Raw genomic sequence first — 20236 nt, 5'->3', positions numbered from 1 at the left:
AAAAATATTTATTATGAAAGGCGGGTCTTATTTTAAACCAGAAGCAAGTTGGTGGTATGTTGAGGGAGGCGCAAAACCTTTGGTACGTCGCCAGAATCAATTAAGAGTATCACCGGGTTATGAACGTGCAGCTACTATTGGCTTTCGTTGTGTAAAAGATGCTGAATAAAGAAAATAGATCTGAATAAATCACTATTAAAATACATCATGAATAAATATCTTAAAATTAGTACACTAATTATCTGTTTTCTTTTGACGGTATCTGCTGAAGCACAATCGATAAAGACAGCTGTTTTGACAAGCCAAGGGGGCTTGATGATTAACGGGAAACATTTGCCTTTACTTTCGTTCAAGATTAGTGAAGATGCTTTCAATTCAGATCAGGGTAAAGCAAACAATAATGCAACAGAAGTCGCAAATAAAATAAGTATAAGCTACTCTAAAATTGATTATAGCTACGGAGTTAAAGCAACTATTACTTTTAAAAACATAAGTAAAGATACTTTAATGCTCCATAATGTTGTGCCATTTGGAGAATCTGTTAATCACACATACATAACAGGTAAGGGAAAGCATGAATTGTCACGTACCTATTTATTTCGTCCAGGCTTCGCTCCCGTTAACGTAATTGTACCTGATAATGCTTGGGATTTAGGTTTCTCTGCAATACCTGCAAATGGAGACAAAGGTGTTTGTGCATTAATGAGACGTGATAGAAAATCCGTAAAAAATGGTAAAGTTCATCGTTTTGAAACGGTCCTGTATCCTAATACAGGAGAGGTAACTTATACGCTTTGGGCTGATGATTATCAAGGAGATTGGCAGGAAGGATTGCGGGTAATGTTTCAGAAACGCATGTTGTACGATGTGGAACCAGGCACATTTGACAATTCAATAATGGGCAGAAAAGATTTGCAATGGTTCCGTAATAAATATGTTGTTAACTTGATGATGACTTGGGATCGTCGTTTTTACGATTATAAAGATGGGCAATATCACGTAAAAGAATTTCTTGAAGGCGCCAAGAAGCTATATGGAGGAAGCGATGTATATGGTATTTGGCCAACATGGCCAACCCTGGGGATGGATCAGCGCAATCAATGGGATATGTTTAGGGACTTGCCTGGCGGTTTTGATAAATTACATGAAATATCAAATTTATGCCATTCATTAGACACCCATTTTTTTATATGTTACAATCCTTGGGACGGAAGTACGCGCAGTGACGAAGGACATTTTGATGGTATGACAAACATAATTAAAAAAGTAGGTATTGATGGAGTAGTTCTGGATACCCAAGGAGGATCCAGTAAGGAATTACAGGATGCGGCTGATCATGCACAACCGGGTGTTATTATGTATAGTGAAGGAATGGCTGTTCCAAAAGATATGCAGGGTATCCCATCAGGGAGAGTACATAATGCATTATACTATCCACCGATGTTGAATTTAAATAAATTTATCAAACCGGACTTTGCTATTTTTAGAGTTGCCGATTTTGGTCAAGAACGCATAAACCGTGAAATTTACCTTTCCTTTTTTAATGGATATGGCACCGAAATAAATCAATTTGCACCAGGGATTCCGGAGTGGGTTAATGAAGAATTTGTTTTATTGGGTAAAACATCTCGAGTATTGAGAGAGAATACTTCAAATTTTATCAGTCAAAATTATACTCCATTGTTGTCAACACTTAAGGACAATATTTTTGTTAATCGTTGGGATAAACCAAACAAAACGGTTTACACAGTTTTTAGCCTTGTCCCAGAAGGATTTAGCGATGCGTTATTTGCTGTCGATAACAAACCTGACACTCATTATGTTGATCTTTTTAACCATGAGGAACTTGTTTTGAAGCAAATAGAAAATAAATGGTATGTTCCAACAGTAACATCGGCTTTCAATAAAACAGACATCGGCACAAACAATGAAGGAGCCGTTACCGCTATTGGAGCTTTGCATAATAGTCTTGACGTGAAATTGAGAAGTGACCAATTAACATTTTCATCAACACAAGGAACCAAAATACGTATTTGGGCTGGTATGCCATCGTACGATAAAGAGTGTAAAGAATTCAAGACGGATAAACAGACCATAAATTTGATTGATAATTTTGCGGATTTTCATGGAAAAATTATTGTTCAGGCATTTGACGAGAATGAAGAACTGATAGACGAAAGAATTGTAAAAATACAGCCTGGTTCTGCTCGATTGGCTTCTAGAGTTGAATTCACAAATCCTGTAAAAAAAGCGCCTAAAGGAATGGTAAAAATACCTGCTGGAAAATTTATGTGTAATAAATATTTGGTTGGAGATTCATTTATTCCTTACCCAGATGCGCCTACATTGGAAAATGAAAAAATCAGCATGCCTGCCTATTTCATGGATAAATATCCTGTGACAAATGCCCAATACAAAGAATTTATGGACGCCACGGGTTATAAACCGTCTGATGCCAATAATTTCTTGAAACATTGGGTTGGCGGTAAAATTGCTAGTGGACAAGAAAATTTCCCCGTAATCTATGTGTCTTACGAAGATGCCAAAGCTTATGCAAAGTGGGCTGGCAAACGTTTGCCTACAGAAATTGAATGGCAATATGCATCCCAGACAGAAAAGGGAAATGCCTGGCCTTGGGTACAAAATAAACCAATACAAAAAGTGGAAGAGTTTGTAACCAATACGTTGTCTGTTTGGAAAATTAAAGGTATAGACACAGATCGTTGTAATCTGGGAGATGGCAAACTGTATCCAGTGGGGAAATATCCTAAAGGGGCAAATCCTTATGGATTAGAGGATCTTACAGGCAGTGTTTGGCAGTTAACTAATGATTTATATGATAATGGAACATATCGTTATATCATGATGAAAGGGGGAAGTTATTTCTTGCCTTCATCTAGCTGGTGGTATGTGCAAGGGGGACCCCGTGAATTGTTTTATCGTCAATATTTATTGCGTGTTTCAGAAGGTTTTGAACGTAATGCCACTGTTGGTTTTCGTTGTGTAACGGATGCTGCAAAATAGTAAAGTATACGGATTAATAAAGTTATTTGAATATTATTTGCTAAAGATAAAGTTGCAATGTCAAATCGGACAAAGTTATAGATTGAATTAGGCTATGAATGAGTTCGATTTGACAAATTTTTGAATAGCACGGGTTCAAAGTAAAAATTAAATTAATTAAAATGAATAATATTCTAAAATACAGTTCATTAGTAGCTATTGTATTGCTGTTCTCCAGTATGATCAGTCCTCCTGTTAAGGTAGCTTTGCTTGTGAATGGGAAACAAGAACAAACAGTTGAATATACCGCTTTGCAGAAATTTTTCGACACACGTAAAGTCAGCTTCACTATTCAGAAAATTACTCTTGATGAAGTAATAAAGAATAAATTAGATCTTAAAAAATATCAGGTAGTATGGTATCACCGTCCCGATACTTTAGAAGTAACCCCTTCAGAAATTAAATTGGAGGGATCCATAAAATCCTATCTCAATCAAGGAGGTAAATTACTTTTGACGCTTGATGCCGTTAAATTACTTAATACATGGGGGATTGAAAAAAGCCCTATTGAAATCAGACACCGTAGCGCTGTTGATGAGGGGTTTGGGCGTAAATTAGGTTTTCATGGTTTCCGAAGTCACCCTGTATTTTCAGATATGCATGGTGGAGCTTATGTATGGCACCCCAAAAAAGATCTAAATATGAGGACGTTAGGTTTTTTTGAAAAGAACCTCCCAAATGCAAAGGGTTCAAAGATAATAGGTATTGATTGGGCTTACATTTCCTATGATGAGAAAAATAAATTACTATGGGAGATGCCTTATGGAAAAGGAAAAGTATTGGCTGTTGGCGCATATACATACTATGCTCAAGATAATTTTAATCGTAAAGAATTAAATCAATTCACAGAAAATTGTATTAATTATCTGGATGGTAAATTTGAGAAAGAAAAGCAATTTTTTTGGACGTATGGAGAATGCAAAATTGAGAAAAATGACAAAAAGATAGGTAAAATAAAATTTAAAGCATCCACAGTATGGCAAATTAAGCCTTCCTCGCTTTCTTTAAGTCGTGTGGCAACAAACAATTTTTTCGATTTAGCGGGCAGACGTAGTTTATTGATTGGAAAAGAAAAAGCGGGTATTGACGAAATTTGGACGCATCCTGTCATGTCTGCACGTGATTTTAATGTCGGTGTGAAATTAGTAGCGAGCGATACCATTTGTTGGTTGAAAAATATTACCCCCAAATTTGAAGTTCGTCCGGAAGCGGTTATACGTAGCTATGAATTACCTAATGGCATTCAATTAAAAGAAATTATTAGTACCAGCATAAAAGAGCCCGTTGGTATAGTTCATTATCAATGGAGTAATGCCAACGCCATTGAGCGATTGATATACTCAGTCAAAAGCAATTTGCGTTTTATGTGGCCTTATAATGAAGAGGCGTTGGGCTCATTGCAATACTCGTGGTCTGGAGAAAACAATGCAATAGTCGTTTCGGATAAAAAAGATGAATTTGTATCGATTATAGGCTCAAATTCTAAAAGCAATTTACTTGTTGATGGTCAGTTTGACGATTTCAAGTATGCTAATGGAAAATGGAGAGGAACCCCAACGGATAAGCTTCAAACAGCCTTTTTAGTGGAAACCGATGCTCAAAATAGATCAGCTGTAGATGTTTGTTTCGCATCAGGGAATGAAGGTGTTTCTAAAACATTGATGGACTACTCCAAAAATATCAACAATGCTGAAAATGTACTAATTGAAGCAGTAGCTTATTATGAAAATTTATTGACAAATACTGTAAACATAAACACTCCTGATCCGGGCTTTAACGAGGGTTATAAAATGGCGGTTTTGGGTGCCTCAAAATTTGAAGTCGAAACTCCAGGTATTGGCAAGTCACTTATGGCTGGTTTTGCAAGTACTGCAAGAGGTTGGGACGGTGCACAAAAAGTAAGCGGAAGACCAGGTTATGCATGGTATTTTGGTCGTGACGCAGAATGGTCGAGTTTTGCGGTAAACAATTATGGGAATTTTGAGTTGGTGAAAGAGGTATTGAAAACGTTTATAAAGTTTCAAAATGTTGACGGTAAAATTTATCATGAATTAACGTCAAGTGGTTCTGTTCACTATGACGCATCAGATTCTACTCCTTTGTTTATTGTTTTGTTTGCTCATTATTTACGCTATTCGGGTGATGTCGAATTTGTTAAGTCAAATTGGGGAGCAATACAGAAAGCGATTGATTTTTGTTATTCGACAGATACCGATGGGGATGGTCTAATAGAAATATCGAATGTAGGCCATGGTTGGCTTGAAGGTGGAAAGCTTTATGGAGCGCACACTGAATTCTATTTGTCTGGCATTTGGGCTGCTGCCCTGCGAGATGCTGGATATTTGGCCAAAGGAATAAACAAAGAGGTTCAAGCCCAAGGTTACTTGGCCGATTCAAAAAAAGTAATGAACGCCATTGAGGGGTTTTGGAATAAAGACAAGTACTATAATTATGGTAAATACCGCGATGGTTCATATACCAAAGATTTCATTATACTTACGACAGTGCCGGTTTATTTTGATGTATTGAATAAGGATCGCGCAAAAATAATGACTGAAGCATTTGCTTCAAACTCTTTTTCGGCTGATTGGGGGACCCGTATGATTAGCTATAAAAATCAATTGTATGACCCAAGGAGTTACCACTTTGGCAGTATTTGGCCTTTATTCACAGGTTGGACATCACTTGCCGAATATCAGACGGGTAGATATAATCAAGGTTTTACAAACATAATGAACAATTTGTCAAATTATAAGGACTTTTCAATGGGTAATGCCGTAGAGGTAATGAATGGGAATACCTATAGTACAAGCGGGGTTACGTCTCATCAATGTTGGTCAGAAACAATGGTGTTACAACCTATTTTTGAGGGAATGTTGGGGTATCACCCGGATGCGTTGACAAATATAGTCACTTTAGCTCCTAGGTTGCCTTTTGATTGGAAATGGTTTGAGGCTGAAAATGTTAAATTTGGAAAAAACAGTTTCGTATTTAAATTTAAAAAACAATCAAATACAGTTTTGGTCTACAACCTGATATCTAAGCAAGATTTTAAACTAAATTTTATACCAACGCTTCCTTTGGGCTCTAAAATCGAACAGATCGTAGTGAATGGAAAAAAAGTTAATTATACAATTATGGATAACAAGGAATATTTGGATGTAAAACTTAATGAAAACGTGAACGTTAATGGTCATACAGAAATTAGTATTCAATTAGCGAAAGAAGGTGTATCAACTTTAGCCAATTTTGTTAAACCAGAACTAATGAGTGAATCGAAAGGTTTCAGAATACTCAAACAACAGCTTGACGGTAATTCTTTTAAAATTGAAATTGAAGGAAAAAGCGGCAGTACGTATGACTTTAAATTGTTGGTGGGTACTGATGTAGTTAGTTGTTATGGTGCTAAAATAATTGGAAAAATAGTCGATGGTTTTGGTTTGTTCAGGGTAATAATTCCTACTGATAAAGAAAAATACCAACAAAAAATGATCCAGATAAACATTAAATAATATTGAAATGGCCAATTGTGTTTTTTAACTGAGACGATAGGACTGTAATTACCATCGACCACATCAAGCATTGAACTTCAAATCTCCCATCGATTTATTGCAGGAAATTTGAGGACAAAATTATACTTTTGAGTGGTCTGAAAAACAGGGGAGCTTACAGTGAAGTCGATTACAGTCAAATAGTTGCAGAATAATGGTGAGCATGCTATTAGTAAATACATTAAAGCATTATTTATAAGAGTTGTTTAATAATCTTTTTGATCAAAATATTTAGAATGAGGGTCAGCGTGTTACGTAATTATTGATTAAAAAGTCGATTACTATAGTGATAAACTGAATATAGTGTCTATATTTGCACTCCCGCAAGGGGAAAGAGGTTCGAGCTTTAAAGAAGAACAAAAGGAGTGGTAGTTCAGCTGGTTAGAATGCCTGCCTGTCACGCAGGAGGTCGCGGGTTCGAGTCCCGTCCATTCCGCGAAAATAGTTTTAAATTTAATTAAAATCCTGTAAATTAAATGTTTACAGGTTTTTTCGTTTTCTTGAAACACCAAATTATTCATTTTTTCGCAAGAAAAAGGTGAGCAATTCGATGAGCACATTAAACGGTATGAATGCTCACCAATTATAGCTTAAACAGATGTTTATAAGCTAGTTCAATCATTAAACATCTTGACTGTAAGTGACAGAATTAACAATTTTGTTTCATTTTAATCATTTGTCATGAGAACAAACATGAATCTGCTTTTTTATTTAAAAAAGCGCTCCACTTACAAAAACGGTCCAGTAAACGAGCAGAAACCTCAACGGGAAAGTCATGTGATCCCAATCGCTGGAACGCACAGGCTGGGCGGGCCGCCGGTACCAAAGAAGATACCAGGCTTTTGAATGCTTATCTGGATAAGTTACAGTCGAAGGCCCAGGAACTTCATCAGGTAATGTCGGTAGGAGACGAAACCGTTACAGCAGAAACGGTTAAAGACCGCTTTATTGGTAAAGCTCTTCAGTCAAAGACGCCCGTCGCCGTATTTGAAGATCACAACGCAAAGATGAAAAGTCTCATCGGCAAAGAATTTGAAAAGAGTACCCTTCAGCGCTATGAGACCTGCCTGATGCACGTTAAGGACTTTATTGGGTTGCCAATATCAAGTGTGTTGGCAGAAAAATCAAAACGATATCGCAACTTGAAATAAGTAATAATCATAGTTGTCATTTGTCCAAATATAATAGTTTAATAGAATAAACAATAATTTGATCCTGTTTCGGATTTCAAAGAAAAGTCATGATATAACTAATTCACTTATTGAAAAAAACCTTTTAATCACTCAAGACATATGTTTTTTTAGGAATTGTTCCAAATCAGGAAAGAACCATTATAAATAGAATACCCAGATAAAGCCTTCGAATTATTTTCATAATGCGCTAAGTTTTTAAAATATAGAATTTATCTATAAAAAAAATGCTTTAACTGCACTTTTATAGGAATTTTAGATTTTATATTGACGTTATATCGACAATATATTTTTGACTTAAAAGTAATTTCAAATTGTAAATTTTTGGCCAAAATATTACAGTGGGCTAAATCCGAAACCCATGTGAATTACGAAAAAGTAGGAAATAAACCTTAAATTATTTAAAACATGAAAACGCAATTAGATTTAAATCAAATGGACCTGGTGGAAATGAATGCTGCAGAAATGCAAGAAGTAGATGGTGGTGGTATATTCGGAGCAATCCTTGGTGCTGTAGTTGGTGCTGTGGTTGGTATATTCGCCGATAGCGGTTCAATCAATGGCCAGGATGCCAACCCTATCCTTGCCGGAGCAGTAATTGGTGCTACAATTGGTGCTGCTTTACCTTTTTAATTAAAAATTACTAAAGGAATTGTTTACAATATCAATTGTAAACAATTCCTCCTATACGTTCCCAGATTTGAAAAAATACATTCTAATACTGCTGCTATCACTCAGTTCAACTATTGTGTTTGCTCAACTGATCGCCTTAAAAGGCAAAGTTACAGATGCAAAGACCAGACTTGCCCTAAGCGGAGTAACCATCCGGGTTGGTGGCCAATCCACTAGGACAGATGATAAAGGTTTGTTTACTGTAAAAGCCCCTTTGAAGAACTTGTTGGACATGGACATAGATTTCAGTAGTATTGGTTACTTAAATGTGCATTTAATATATCAGCCCGATCATTTTTACGAAGTTGAACTGCCGGAAACATCAACACAGTTAAACGAAGTAACCATCGCCTCGGGGGAAGACATCCTTAAAAAAGCGATAAAACAAATTGCTGTCAACTACCCGGACAGGCCTATTGGTTTCAAGGGAATTTTGAGAACACAAACCTGGCGGAACAAAACTGAATATTTCAGATCCGATGCCCTGATCAACGCCTACATACCACCTTATAATACTTCTGAAAGAACTACAGTAAGTGTACTTGAAAATCAAACCGAGGCACTATACGATAAATCACTCCGCTATTTGAAGCGCGTGGCGAACTATAATGTCCTCGATTTCCAGGATATTGCCCATAACGATTTTATTTTAAATAAAATTTCAAAGAAAAGAAAATTCGACTACCAGCTTGTTGGTACCCAAATATTTAATAATCATAAAGTTTTTGTACTGAACACCCGACTACAAGATACCAGTAAAAACATTAACAGAATTGATGTCACATTATATATTGACACCGCAACCTATGCTTTTGTTGCCACCAATATCTATACCTATAACTGGGTACGAACGGGCTTTCTAACCAAAAGGATGCTCAACTACCGGGTTAATTATGAGAAAATCGGAAAGAAATGGTATCTGCTTGAAACCCATATGGTCAGTGATTCGGAGTACAAAAGCCAATCCCCGCAAACGATCGTGGACTTTGTAAGGACAGAAATTGATAGCGTAAATCCAACCAGAATCCCATATAAAGACATCATCCAGGAGGGTGATGACGTCCTGAAAATTAATAAATCACCAGGCAAAAAAAAATGGGACAGCAAAGAATATTTATTCAAAGAGGCAGAAAGAACAGGCCGTATCAGTCCAATACCCAACAGGCTACTGGATACCATAAGAGAAAATGCCCAAAAAGACCGCAGGCTGGAAAAAACCTTTGGTGACAAATTAATAGACTATGTTCAGCAGGATAACCTCAAGGCAACACTGGGGATAAACAAATTTCCGATGCAGATCAGCAGTCAGACCGTTTCCAGCTCGCCAGCCCTCACTTACGGGTGGGGCGGGGGCATTTATTTCAGGCTCTTTAAAGACTTATATTTAGATCTTCAAGCCAATACCAATTTTCGTAACCCCAAAAAAGTTGGGATCTATTCGCTGGCCCTCAACCTGTCCAATGATTTTGTTTTAAATAAAAATGCGCGAAGCATCACATTAAGCCCATTTGCGGGTTTTGAGCATGTGGGGGTCAACTTTAACGCTACATCTAAAGGCTACAGTAGTTTTAACCTCGCGCTGAGAGCAGCTTTTGAAGTCACCCATAAGAAGTCCTTCTTTATCTCCTCTGGTTTTAACACTGCCCGTGAAATTTTCTCCTTAAAGGAATTTGTTGTAAAGCCAGGTGGTTACGCCCTGGGAGTTGGTGTTCTATTTAAAATTTAAACGGACTGAATTGTGTTTCCAACAGCTGACAAACTGCAAAATACCACATTAGCGTATTTACCCACTTTCCGTAAACGTAATTACTTCGTTTACTATACTGTCCTCCTTATCGTTCTTACGGTGCTCGTCGCCTTACCTTTGGTTTACTGCACAATTGCGGTAAGGGTTCAGGGGATTACCCGTCCGGTTACCGAACGGACAGAAGTGAGATCATTTGTCGGCGGTATTATCGATACGATATATCACCACGAGGGCAGCATGGTTAAAAAAGGCAGCATCATTCTGCGCGTAAAAGATCAGTTGACCAAAGGCAAACGCATGAATAATAACTTTGAAATCAAGCAGCGGGCTGGCTTTATTCATGATCTCAAACTATTGACCGCAGGTGAGCCGAACGAGCTTTTACTCAAACGCCTGGTATCTCCATTATATATGGAACAGCTGAGCCACTATCTGCACCTTCTTGACGATCAAAATGCAAATTTGAATAAAGCAACCAAAGATCTGAGCGTGAATAAAACACTCTACAATCAGAAAGTGATCACCAGTAAAGAGTTTTACGACACACAAACGACCTACGATAAAACCAGCGCAGGCTACAGCGCATTCAGCGTCGCCCAGCAAACCTCCTGGCAACAGGACCTAATTAAATATGGCTTTGAACTTTCTCAATATAAGAACGATAATTTACAGGTCAACGCCGACGCATCCTATTATGAAGTCAAGGCTCCTGTTTCAGGGACCTTACAGGATATTAACAGCCGATATGCCGGCGGACTTATACAGCAAAATGAAGCCCTCTGCAGTATTTCTCCAGGCGGGAGCCTAATCGGCGAATGCTACATTACACCCAGGGATATTGGATTGATAAAACCTGGACAGGTGGTTCACTTTCAAATTGACGCCTTCAACTACAATTACTTTGGTACCATTACGGGAAAAGTGTTAAGCATCGATAATGATTTTACAGTAATAAACAATGTAACGGTCTTTAAAGCCCGTTGCAGTTTCGATAATGCCCAGTTAAAGCTTAAAAATGGCTTCTCGGGGCACCTGCAAAAAGGGCTTACCTTCCAGGCCCGATTTGTAATCGGGGAACGTACCCTTTGGCAGTTACTTTGGGATGAACTAGATGATTGGTTAAATCCGGCAGCACAGAAAATACAAAATGAGCATGAATCGAGGGGTTAAAATTAAGCAACGCGACATAACCGATTGCGGGGCGGCTTGTATTGCATCCATAACCGCACACTATCGCCTTCAAATACCGGTAAGCCGGATAAGACAATACGCCGGAACGGATAAGCGGGGTACGAATGTTTTAGGCCTCATTGAAGCCGCCGAGCACCTTGGTTTTCAGGCTAAAGGCGCAAAGGGAACAATCGAAAGCCTTACAAAAATCCCACTTCCCGCCATTGCCCATATCGTAACGGCCATTGGGTTACACCATTATGTGGTCATCTATAAGATAACCGAGAAACACGTGGTCTACATGGACCCAATCTACGGGTCGATCGAAAAGAAGCCTGTGGAGGACTTTAAAAAGGAATGGAGTGGGGTGATTGTAGTGCTCATGCCCGATGATGATTTTGTTACAGGATCTGAAAAAACCTCGAATATTAAACGTTTCTGGTTGTTGTTGGCACCACATAAAAGTATGATGTTACAAGCGGTAATCGGAGCTGTAATTTATACCATATTGGGACTGAGTACCTCCATATATGTACAAAAAATAATCGATTTTGTACTGGTCGAAAGTAATACACGCCTACTTAATTTAATGAGCGTGGGCATGATCGTTATTTTAATATTTCAGGTCATTATCAATTATTTTAAAACCGTTCTGGGATTGCGGACCGGGCAGATGATCGATGCCAGGCTGATCTTAGGTTATTACAAGCATTTATTAAAACTGCCTCAGCGGTTTTTTGATACCATGCGTGTGGGCGAAATCATCAGCCGGGTAAATGATGCGGTTAAAATAAGGGTGTTCATCAACGATATCGCCCTTAATATGCTGGTCAACGTACTCATCATTTGCTTTTCAGTAACCATTATGTTCCTTTATTACTGGAAACTCGCCCTAATTATGCTGGCCATAATTCCCGTGTACGGCATAATATTTTATATAAGTAATAAAGTCAATAAAAAGTGGCAGCGGATACTGATGGAAAATGGGGCCCTTCTGGAAACACAATTGGTGGAAAGCATCAATGGAGCAGGAACCATAAAACGTTTCGGACTGGAGGGATACTCAAACCTCAAAACTGAAAATAATTTTATCGAACTGCTGAAGGCCGTTTATTTAAGCAGTATTAAAGGATTGCACTTGGCCAATAGCGCTGATTTTTTCACCAGGCTGTTCACCATTTTTATATTATGGGCAGGGGGGTATTTTGTTGTTCAGCGTGAGCTGACACCAGGAGAATTATTGTCTTTTTATGCTTTGATAGGCTACCTGACAGGTCCTGCGGCCTCACTAATAGGCGCAAATAAAAGTATCCAGGATGCCTTGATAGCAGCAGACCGCCTATTTGAAATCATAGACTTGGAGATTGAAAGCTCAGCTCAGGACAAAGCCCAGCTTACCCCCGCAATGGTCGGAGATATACACTTTAACAATGTTAGCTTCCGCTATGGAACCAGAGCCATGGTTTTTGACGGATTCAATGTCGTTATCCGGAAAAATTGTAATACCGCAATTGTTGGCGAAAGTGGAAGTGGGAAATCGACTTTGTTGTCCATCCTGCAAAATCTTTACCCTTTAAAGGATGGGAGCATTACAATCGGTGGCTTGGATATAAAACATGTGAGTAATGAGAGCCTGCGGAAAATCGTGAGCGTCGTGCCTCAGCAGGTCGACCTGTTTGCAGGGACTGTCATTGAAAACATTGCCATCGGAGATTTTGAACCGGATTTGCAGCGGATTTTGCAAATATGTACCCTGTTGGGTATTAATGAGTTTGTTGAAAAACTACCCAATAATTATTACACCATAATCAATGAACAGGGAACCAATCTGTCTGGTGGTCAAAAACAACGACTGGGTATCGCGAGGGCATTGTACAGAAAACCCGAAATTTTAATACTCGATGAGGCCACTTCCTCCCTTGATCCAATCAGCGAACGGAAGGTGCAGGAAACACTCACCCTCTTTAAACAGCAAAATAAAACCATAATCACCATTGCACACCGCCTGTCGACAATCAAAAACTGTGACGAAATTTTAGTTCTGAAAAATGGCAAGTTGATTGAACAAGGGACCCATGACGCCCTAATCGCACAAGATTCTCACTATAATGCCCTATGGAACTCTCACCTTGGAATCCTTTAAGCACTCGATAACCTTGATGCTCAAAACGCTACCCTGGTAAGGCAAGACACGTTGATTGAAAGGGCTTAAATAAACATCTAGATAAGTTGGCGAGCTGGCTTCTTACGAGTGGGAACTAAGCACTCCTCAAAGGTGGTTGCCTTAACGCCAGAGAAGGATTTAATACTCGTCCCAATGAATTATAATAAAAATAAAAATTCTACATCAATAACCTATAAGGATACACCAACAACGGCCATAGGTTCATGAACAACAATTTTTGGTTAAAACCATAATAACTTCATTTGCAGATTACAAATCTAATAGGTAATTTGGTCGTTACAATCCCCTTTAACTCTCTATTAATACTTTAACGCTAGGGAATATGTATACATGTTTTGCCATTGACGATGAGTGCTCGGCACTCGAAATATTGACGGATTATATTGCCTTACAACCCAATATGAGGTTAATTAAAGCCTATCGTAATCCGATGCTTGCCTTGAAGGAAATCGAAAAGCTGAAAAAGCCTGTCGATATTATTTTTCTCGATATTGAAATGCCTGAAATTAATGGTATTGAACTCGCAAAATTAATAAGGCACAAAGCTCATAAACTCGTATTTACAACTGCGCACTCCAATTATGCGATAAGTTCCTACGAAATTGATGCCGACGGATTTTTACTTAAACCCATTTCGCCCGTAAAATTTACGCAGGCTACCCAAAGGCTTTTATCCCCGTCCCTTAAAAATTTCACTAAGCCGGAAGATAAATTCATTGTCGTAAAAAATAAAGTTGAAAGAAACGGATTGATTAAAATTGAGGCCCCAAGCATCATAGCAGTCCAGGCGCAGGAAAGGATGACGAGGATTTATACGACGCAGGAAACCCTGCTTTCTAACTCTACTTTCTCTGAAGTTTGGGGACTACTTAGGGATAGGGATGGATTTATCCAGGTACACCGATCATTTATCATCTCGGAGAACCATATTAAAAGTATGGCAAGAACTTATGTTGTACTTGGAAACGATTTGGAGATTGCAATTGGCAGGAAATATGCGCAGTCCTATTACAGAATATTAAGAAAAAGATAAATATTTAAGATTAGTGATCCAAAACATATGTTTAGTACCTATGACGCGCCAAAACTAATTAAGAGTATCTCCAAACCTAAATTAAACCGACCTCAAAAGATCAACAATGGCTGTAAACAAGAATATAAAAAGATTACGATTAGCAAATAATTTAACCCAACAAATCATTGCCGAAAAACTCAACATAAGTCAAAATGCTTACAGCTTGATTGAAAACGGTAAAACTAAAATTGATGTTCAAAGGATTCGTCAATTCGCATCCATATTTAATGTTGATTCCGCAGAACTACTCAATGATGTCCCGTTAAATTTCCAAAATATAAATCAACAGGCTCAGGTCACATCCAAACACGAGAGCTCAGAGGATATTTTACACCTGCTAAAAGAGCAACTTAAAGTAAAAGATAAACAGATCGAACAATTAATTTTACAACTTGAGCAGGTTAGATATACCGGTAATTTATTCCAGCATGGAAAAATTAATACCAAATCTTGAATTAACGCGTCCATATCTTCATATGATTTAAATAAAAATGAGGGTGTCCAAAAAGGAAAATCTAACGTCTGAGAATCGGCTGTATGAAAAATTTCTCCATCAGGTACCCGAATAAAAAAGGGGCTGTTCGACCTTTTCGGACAGCCCCATCATAGGCCTCAAGGTGCATCTCAAAACGCACCCTGTCTTCTTACTGAAGCTTAACCTGGAAAAAGTCGTTATCTCAACAACTCGGCTGAGCTTAAAAATCGCTCATCGTTTTTTGTAACCAGTTTGTCGGGTACAAGGCATGAAAGCACATACATTTTACTCCCAATCAAAATCATTTGAACAGATAGCCGACCTTTACTGGAGTTATCAATTCCTGAAAAACTGTAATTAGTGAATGTATTCCACTTGCCAATTTTAGCAGCTTCGAAGGTATAATTGGGCTTTTGCGTCACCATGCCACCTCTAATTTGATCTGCAAATTGTTGGGTATCCTTCATAGACGCTAGTGTAGAAGAATCTAAATTAGCCAGGACTTTATAATCCAGAACAATAGCACTGTATTGAACACTGTCCTTTCCTTTATTGACATAACTCTCTGAACCTTTTTTAATTACTTTCGAAGGAGTCTCTGGAAATTTTACAGACAATTTTTCGTCGATTTTTTGTGTAACCCAGGCAGACTGCGCAAAGGTTGGGGCTGACTGGAATAATACAAATAACAGCAGGAAAGAGATTTTTTTCATGTTAATTTATTTATAGTAAATATAATATATTTTGGTTTAATCTAAAAAAAAAGCCAGAAAAAGTGCTATATAAATCTCAAAAAAAAAATTAAGTCAATAAACTTTAGAAATGTCTTTATATGATGATGGAATAGAAATACCGACTCATCTAGTAGAAAATTTTATTGTTATTGCAAATGAAGTAATCTTGCTTACACAGTTTATGCATGTCTTGCCGAAGATATTCTTTAGACAGATTTTTATGGTGTGTTCTGAAAGAAAAAGTTTTTTTGCAATTTCCGCGGTGGTCAGTCAGTTTATTAAATTAGATATTTCATCTTCATCTCAATTAGCTGATAAATCCGGTTTTCTTTCGGCTTCAAAAGTCTTTTATTGTATCTAATTAAGAGTTGTTTTTGCTTACTCGATTAATTGCTTCGCTCAAATCGCGGCTTTTCCCTTTTTTTGAAAACAACCGTCTGCACTTGCTTAAATCAGCTGGTAGATGTAGAGTTTTTCAGTAACAATAGTGAGGATGTTAACTATGATTTAGATGATTCATTCGGTACACTGGATCCGTTCATCTTGTGCATCTTTATGTCTATAATAATTACATTTGCTGGTCGCTCATTCATCAGACAGGTGAGACTATATTCTCTGCGTGAGGCCATTGGCCGAATACCGATACGAGGATGCGCTGTTATGCTTTCTTTTAGCCTCTCGACAATCGTAGAATAACATTGGTTTGAAAATATAATTTATTTTTTTAGTTTTAAGGAAGTCAATTACAGTCAAATAGTTGCAAAAAATAGTGAGCATTTGGTTAGCATGCAATAATTTTAATTTTAAAACATTTATTTTCAGGAGTATACAGCTGTGGTTCATACCCGTCCATTCCGCGAAAATAGTTTTAAATTTGACTAAAAGCCTGTAAATTAAATGTTTACAGGGTTTTTTGTTTTCTTGAAACACCAAATTATTCATTTTTTCGGATCAAGCAAAAAAGTTGGGGAGGGCTTAGTCATATATTTTGGATAGCCTGAATAGGAAGAACTTCACATTTCTCACTCCCCTAAACTGTGATCTGAATGCTTTTATTTTAGCGTTGAAAGATTCTGCTGAAGCATTGGTACTTCTATTGTCAAAGTAGTTCAACCCAACAACTGGAAAAACGGATTTTAGAAAAATAGAACGGTGATAAACTGGAGCAATATTTTAATTAAAAAAGCAATGTATTAAATTGGCTGAGATTGAATTGATGTAGTTGTAAGCCGTTAAATCTTAATGAAAATTATCAAGCCAAAAATCTCAGGTATAACGTATGAGCCGAAGGTGAAAGAACTATGTTTAATCGCTGACCTTAAATTTAGTTACAGTTTAGATTTAAAGAAATTTCTTTTAGATGAGAATCCTCATGGAGAACCATCATTAAAAGATATTCTCGATGTTGTTGTAGATGATAAATTCACAACATTATCTTTTAGGTCTATTTATAGAAACAAAGAAACCATCTTCAAATTGGAACGCCAACATGAGATTGACAGTTTAATTTTTGAAGCAATTTCTAGTTTTGATCTTAAGGTTATTGATCAGAATGAATTGGATAAGTTTCAGCTCTTCTTTGAAGAAGGGAAATTCAAAGAATTGGATCTTTACAAACAAAATGAATAATATTAATTAGTTGATTGTTAAGTAGTTATAATTGAATAAGATGAAATTATTTTGGTTAAGCAGAATCCATGGGGTAGGTTTAAGGTTGATAATTTAGCATGCGCTGATCAAAAACAATTAGATTATAGTTTGAATAATGGCGATACAGGAAGTTATCCGCTAGATATGAATAACACTGTTTATAATCTCTTTTCTAAATTCATTGAAATAAGTATCACAACCTAAACCTTATCCTGCAACAACAGTTTGATCACATTTTTTAAAGCTGGGTTCCGGTTAGATTCTTTCCAGATCATGTAAAGCTCTGTTCGTTGCGGAATATGCGTAAGCTCAACAAACTTTACGTTTTCCTGATAGCCATATTGTAGAGCGGTGGGTACAATGGCAATGCCCAAACCTTCTTCCACCAGTTTGTAAATGGTTAACGCATTAACCGATTTGTGATAGGTTTTGGGTTTAAAGCCATGATCCTCGCAAATACTCATCATCAGGTCGTAATAGAATGGACTGTCGTTACCCGAGAAAAAGATAAAGGGTTCATTGCCCAATTTTTTTACCGCTTCAAATGATGCTTTTTTCATGGGATGGCTTTTAGGTAATACCAGCGAAAAAGTATCCTGATGGATCATGTGTTTAGAAATACCCGGTTTAAACTGTTGCATCCTCACAAAGCCCATGTCGAGCATGTCTTTTTCCAATAGTTCGATCTGTAACTTATTAGGCATTTCGTCCAGATTGGTTCTGATTTCTGGAAAATCTTTGTTCAGTTTAAAAATAACTTCGGGTACGATTTTCTGTGCTGCTGAACCTAAAAAACCAATGCGAAGTTCGCCCTGTTTGCCCTCATTAATATTGCTGATCTGTTTCTTGATGTTTTCGATATGGCTGAACAGAAAATCTACCTCATCTTTTAGGTACAGGCCTGCTTCGGTAAGCTCCACCTTTTTCTTTGTACGATCGAATAATGGGGCGTTAAAAATTTCCTCCATCTGTTTAATCTGCCGGCTTAGGCCTGGTTGAGAAATAAAAAGGCGATCTGCAGCCTTTCTAAACTTCAGTTCCTCGGCCAAAACCTGAAAATATTTTAAGTGCCTAAGTTCTATCTGATAACCCATGGTTATTACATGATGATGTAATTGGTATTTATAGGTATCAAATATAGGGCTTATTTTTGTTTAAAACCTTTTTAACATGAGCGAGCAACAGATTTTTAATTACGGAACGGATCATTTAACCGCTAAATTGGCTTTGGCCATCAGCAATGGCGAGATAAAAGGAATATTGAGCCAGAATACACGCAATAAAGTACTGGAAAGTAGTATGGTAGTTGAACGGATAGCGGTTTCGGGTAAAGCCGTTTACGGCATCAACACCGGTTTCGGACCACTGTGTACCTCCATGATTTCGGCGGTTGATACCCGTAAATTACAAGAGAATATTTTGAAAAGCCACGCTGTTGGTGTTGGCGAACCGATAGATAGTGAAATAGCCAAGCTGATGCTGGTTTTAAAACTACAGGCTTTAGCGCAGGGATATTCGGGTATTAAAATCGAAACACTCGATCGAATGATCTGGTTTTTAGAGATCGGCGCTATACCCGTGGTGCCCAAACAAGGTTCTGTTGGCGCCTCCGGCGATCTTGCTCCTTTATCTCACCTCTTTTTGCCTTTAATTGGCTTGGGAAAGGTTCATTACAAAGGCGAAATTATTGCAACAGCTCAGCTTTTACAAGAATACCAGATGAGTGCGCTGCAATTGGGGCCAAAAGAAGGCCTGGCCCTCATTAATGGCACCCAATTTATCGCTGCACATGCCGTTAAAGTGGTACAGCGATTAGAAAATGTGCTGGCTTCGGCCGATATCATTTCGGCGATGATGATCGAAGGACTACAAGGCTCTGAAAAACCTTTTCACGCGCAGCTTCATCAGCTTAGGCCTTATCCCGCAAATATTGCGGTGGCCGGGCAAATACGTAAACTGTTGCAGGGTTCTGAAATTATGAAATCGCATGCCGATTGTGCCAAAGTACAGGATCCCTATTCGTTAAGGTGTATTCCACAGGTACATGGCGCTTCCAGAACGGCATGGATGCATTTAAAAGAAGCTTTAGAAATCGAGCTGAATTCGGTAACCGATAACCCTGTAATATTTAATGACGATTTAACGATCAGCGGCGGTAATTTTCATGGTCAGCCATTGGCCTTACCGCTCGATTATGCCTGTTTAGCTGCTTCAGAAATCGGAAACATCAGCGATCGTAGGATTTACCTTTCCCTGGAAGGAAATACGCCTGGCGTACCTAAACTCCTGATGAAAGAAACTGGATTAAATTCGGGTTTTATGATTGTTCAATATACTTCGGCGGCTTTGGCCAGCGAAAATAAAGGACTTTGTTTCCCGGCCAGTGCCGATAGTATTCCAACTTCTTTAGGTCAGGAAGATCATGTGAGCATGGGTTCGATCAGCGGACGTAAAGCCCTGCAGGTAATCGAAAACGTAGAAAAAATCTTGGGTATTGAACTGTTCTGTGCCGCACAGGCCATTGATTACCATTATCCATTAAAACCAGGCAAAATACTGGCTGCGGTACACGATTTTGTGCGTACCGAAATTGATCATTTTGAAGAAGATCAGATTATGTACGATAGGATGGAGCATGCCATTCAAATGGTACAACAAGGTAAAATCGTTGCCGTTGCAAGCGAGGCAGCATCAACATTAGATTAAGCGTTTAAATTGTGAAAC

15 protein-coding genes and 1 tRNA gene are annotated in these 20236 nt (G+C 38.0%); 13 read left to right on the top strand and 3 right to left on the bottom strand.

The annotated features are described in order from the left end of the window. The first annotated feature begins 207 nt into the window (after positions 1-207). From AW17_RS14725 to AW17_RS14680, 10 genes are all read left to right on the top strand, one after another. Complete coding sequence (locus AW17_RS14725) at positions 208-3024, top strand: formylglycine-generating enzyme family protein (protein WP_083488722.1); 2817 nt, start codon at positions 208-210, stop codon at positions 3022-3024. A gap of 161 nt (positions 3025-3185) precedes the next feature. Further along, positions 3186-6575: a GH116 family glycosyl hydrolase gene (locus tag AW17_RS14720; protein ID WP_083488721.1), complete on the top strand. Its 3390-nt coding sequence runs from the start codon at positions 3186-3188 to the stop codon at positions 6573-6575. A 401-nt stretch (positions 6576-6976) separates the two neighbouring features. After that, positions 6977-7050: transfer RNA gene (locus AW17_RS14715), tRNA-Asp, on the top strand. 229 nt (positions 7051-7279) lie between these two features. Further along, positions 7280-7765: an Arm DNA-binding domain-containing protein gene (locus AW17_RS23670; RefSeq protein WP_342422105.1), complete on the top strand. Its 486-nt coding sequence runs from the start codon at positions 7280-7282 to the stop codon at positions 7763-7765. A 447-nt stretch (positions 7766-8212) separates the two neighbouring features. Then, positions 8213-8437 (top strand): hypothetical protein, encoded by a 225-nt coding sequence (locus AW17_RS14705; protein WP_029277677.1) that lies wholly within the window; start codon positions 8213-8215, stop codon positions 8435-8437. Between the two features lie 67 nt (positions 8438-8504). Continuing rightward, a complete protein-coding gene (locus AW17_RS14700) occupies positions 8505-10202 on the top strand; it encodes a hypothetical protein (RefSeq protein WP_055726099.1) in 1698 nt (565 codons plus the stop codon). Positions 10203-10214: 12 nt separating this feature from the next. Beyond that, on the top strand, positions 10215-11393 hold the full coding sequence (locus tag AW17_RS14695) for an HlyD family secretion protein (RefSeq protein ID WP_029277674.1): 1179 nt from the start codon (positions 10215-10217) through the stop codon (positions 11391-11393). Continuing rightward, positions 11371-13536: a peptidase domain-containing ABC transporter gene (locus tag AW17_RS14690; RefSeq protein WP_245235076.1), complete on the top strand. Its 2166-nt coding sequence runs from the start codon at positions 11371-11373 to the stop codon at positions 13534-13536. Before AW17_RS14695 ends, AW17_RS14690 begins: the two co-directional genes overlap by 23 nt. 364 nt (positions 13537-13900) lie before the next feature. After that, positions 13901-14611, top strand: coding sequence for a LytR/AlgR family response regulator transcription factor (locus AW17_RS14685; RefSeq protein ID WP_029277670.1), 711 nt, complete (start codon positions 13901-13903; stop codon positions 14609-14611). 106 nt (positions 14612-14717) lie between these two features. Continuing rightward, a complete protein-coding gene (locus AW17_RS14680; protein ID WP_051691860.1) occupies positions 14718-15107 on the top strand; it encodes a helix-turn-helix domain-containing protein in 390 nt (129 codons plus the stop codon). A gap of 218 nt (positions 15108-15325) precedes the next feature. On the opposite strand, the gene AW17_RS14675 is transcribed toward AW17_RS14680, so the two are convergent. After that, positions 15326-15841, bottom strand: a complete 516-nt coding sequence (locus tag AW17_RS14675) for a hypothetical protein (protein WP_029277666.1) — start codon at positions 15839-15841, stop codon at positions 15326-15328. A 109-nt stretch (positions 15842-15950) separates the two neighbouring features. On the opposite strand from AW17_RS14675, the gene AW17_RS24945 reads away from it, so the two are divergent. Next, the gene (locus AW17_RS24945; protein WP_029277664.1) at positions 15951-16223 is read left to right on the top strand and encodes a hypothetical protein; all 273 of its coding nucleotides are present in this window, start codon (positions 15951-15953) and stop codon (positions 16221-16223) included. Positions 16224-16837: 614 nt separating this feature from the next. Here the strand turns inward: AW17_RS24945 and AW17_RS23660 are convergent. Continuing rightward, the gene (locus AW17_RS23660) at positions 16838-16975 is read right to left on the bottom strand and encodes a transposase (protein WP_425339100.1); all 138 of its coding nucleotides are present in this window, start codon (positions 16973-16975) and stop codon (positions 16838-16840) included. Positions 16976-17104: 129 nt separating this feature from the next. Between AW17_RS23660 and AW17_RS14660 the strand changes: the two genes are divergently transcribed. Further along, positions 17105-17491, top strand: coding sequence for a DUF8184 family protein (locus AW17_RS14660; protein ID WP_029277660.1), 387 nt, complete (start codon positions 17105-17107; stop codon positions 17489-17491). Between the two features lie 221 nt (positions 17492-17712). On the opposite strand, the gene AW17_RS14655 is transcribed toward AW17_RS14660, so the two are convergent. After that, the gene (locus AW17_RS14655; protein WP_029277658.1) at positions 17713-18606 is read right to left on the bottom strand and encodes a LysR family transcriptional regulator; all 894 of its coding nucleotides are present in this window, start codon (positions 18604-18606) and stop codon (positions 17713-17715) included. Between the two features lie 76 nt (positions 18607-18682). On the opposite strand from AW17_RS14655, the gene hutH reads away from it, so the two are divergent. After that, positions 18683-20218 carry a histidine ammonia-lyase gene (hutH, locus tag AW17_RS14650; protein ID WP_051691859.1) on the top strand — a complete coding sequence of 512 codons (1536 nt, stop codon included), beginning with the start codon at positions 18683-18685 and terminating at the stop codon, positions 20216-20218. Positions 20219-20236 lie beyond the last annotated feature (18 nt).

Source organism: Pedobacter borealis DSM 19626 (assembly GCF_000708285.2).
GTDB classification, from domain to species: Bacteria; Bacteroidota; Bacteroidia; order Sphingobacteriales; family Sphingobacteriaceae; genus Pedobacter; species Pedobacter borealis.
This window is presented reverse-complemented; position numbering and strand designations above follow the sequence as displayed.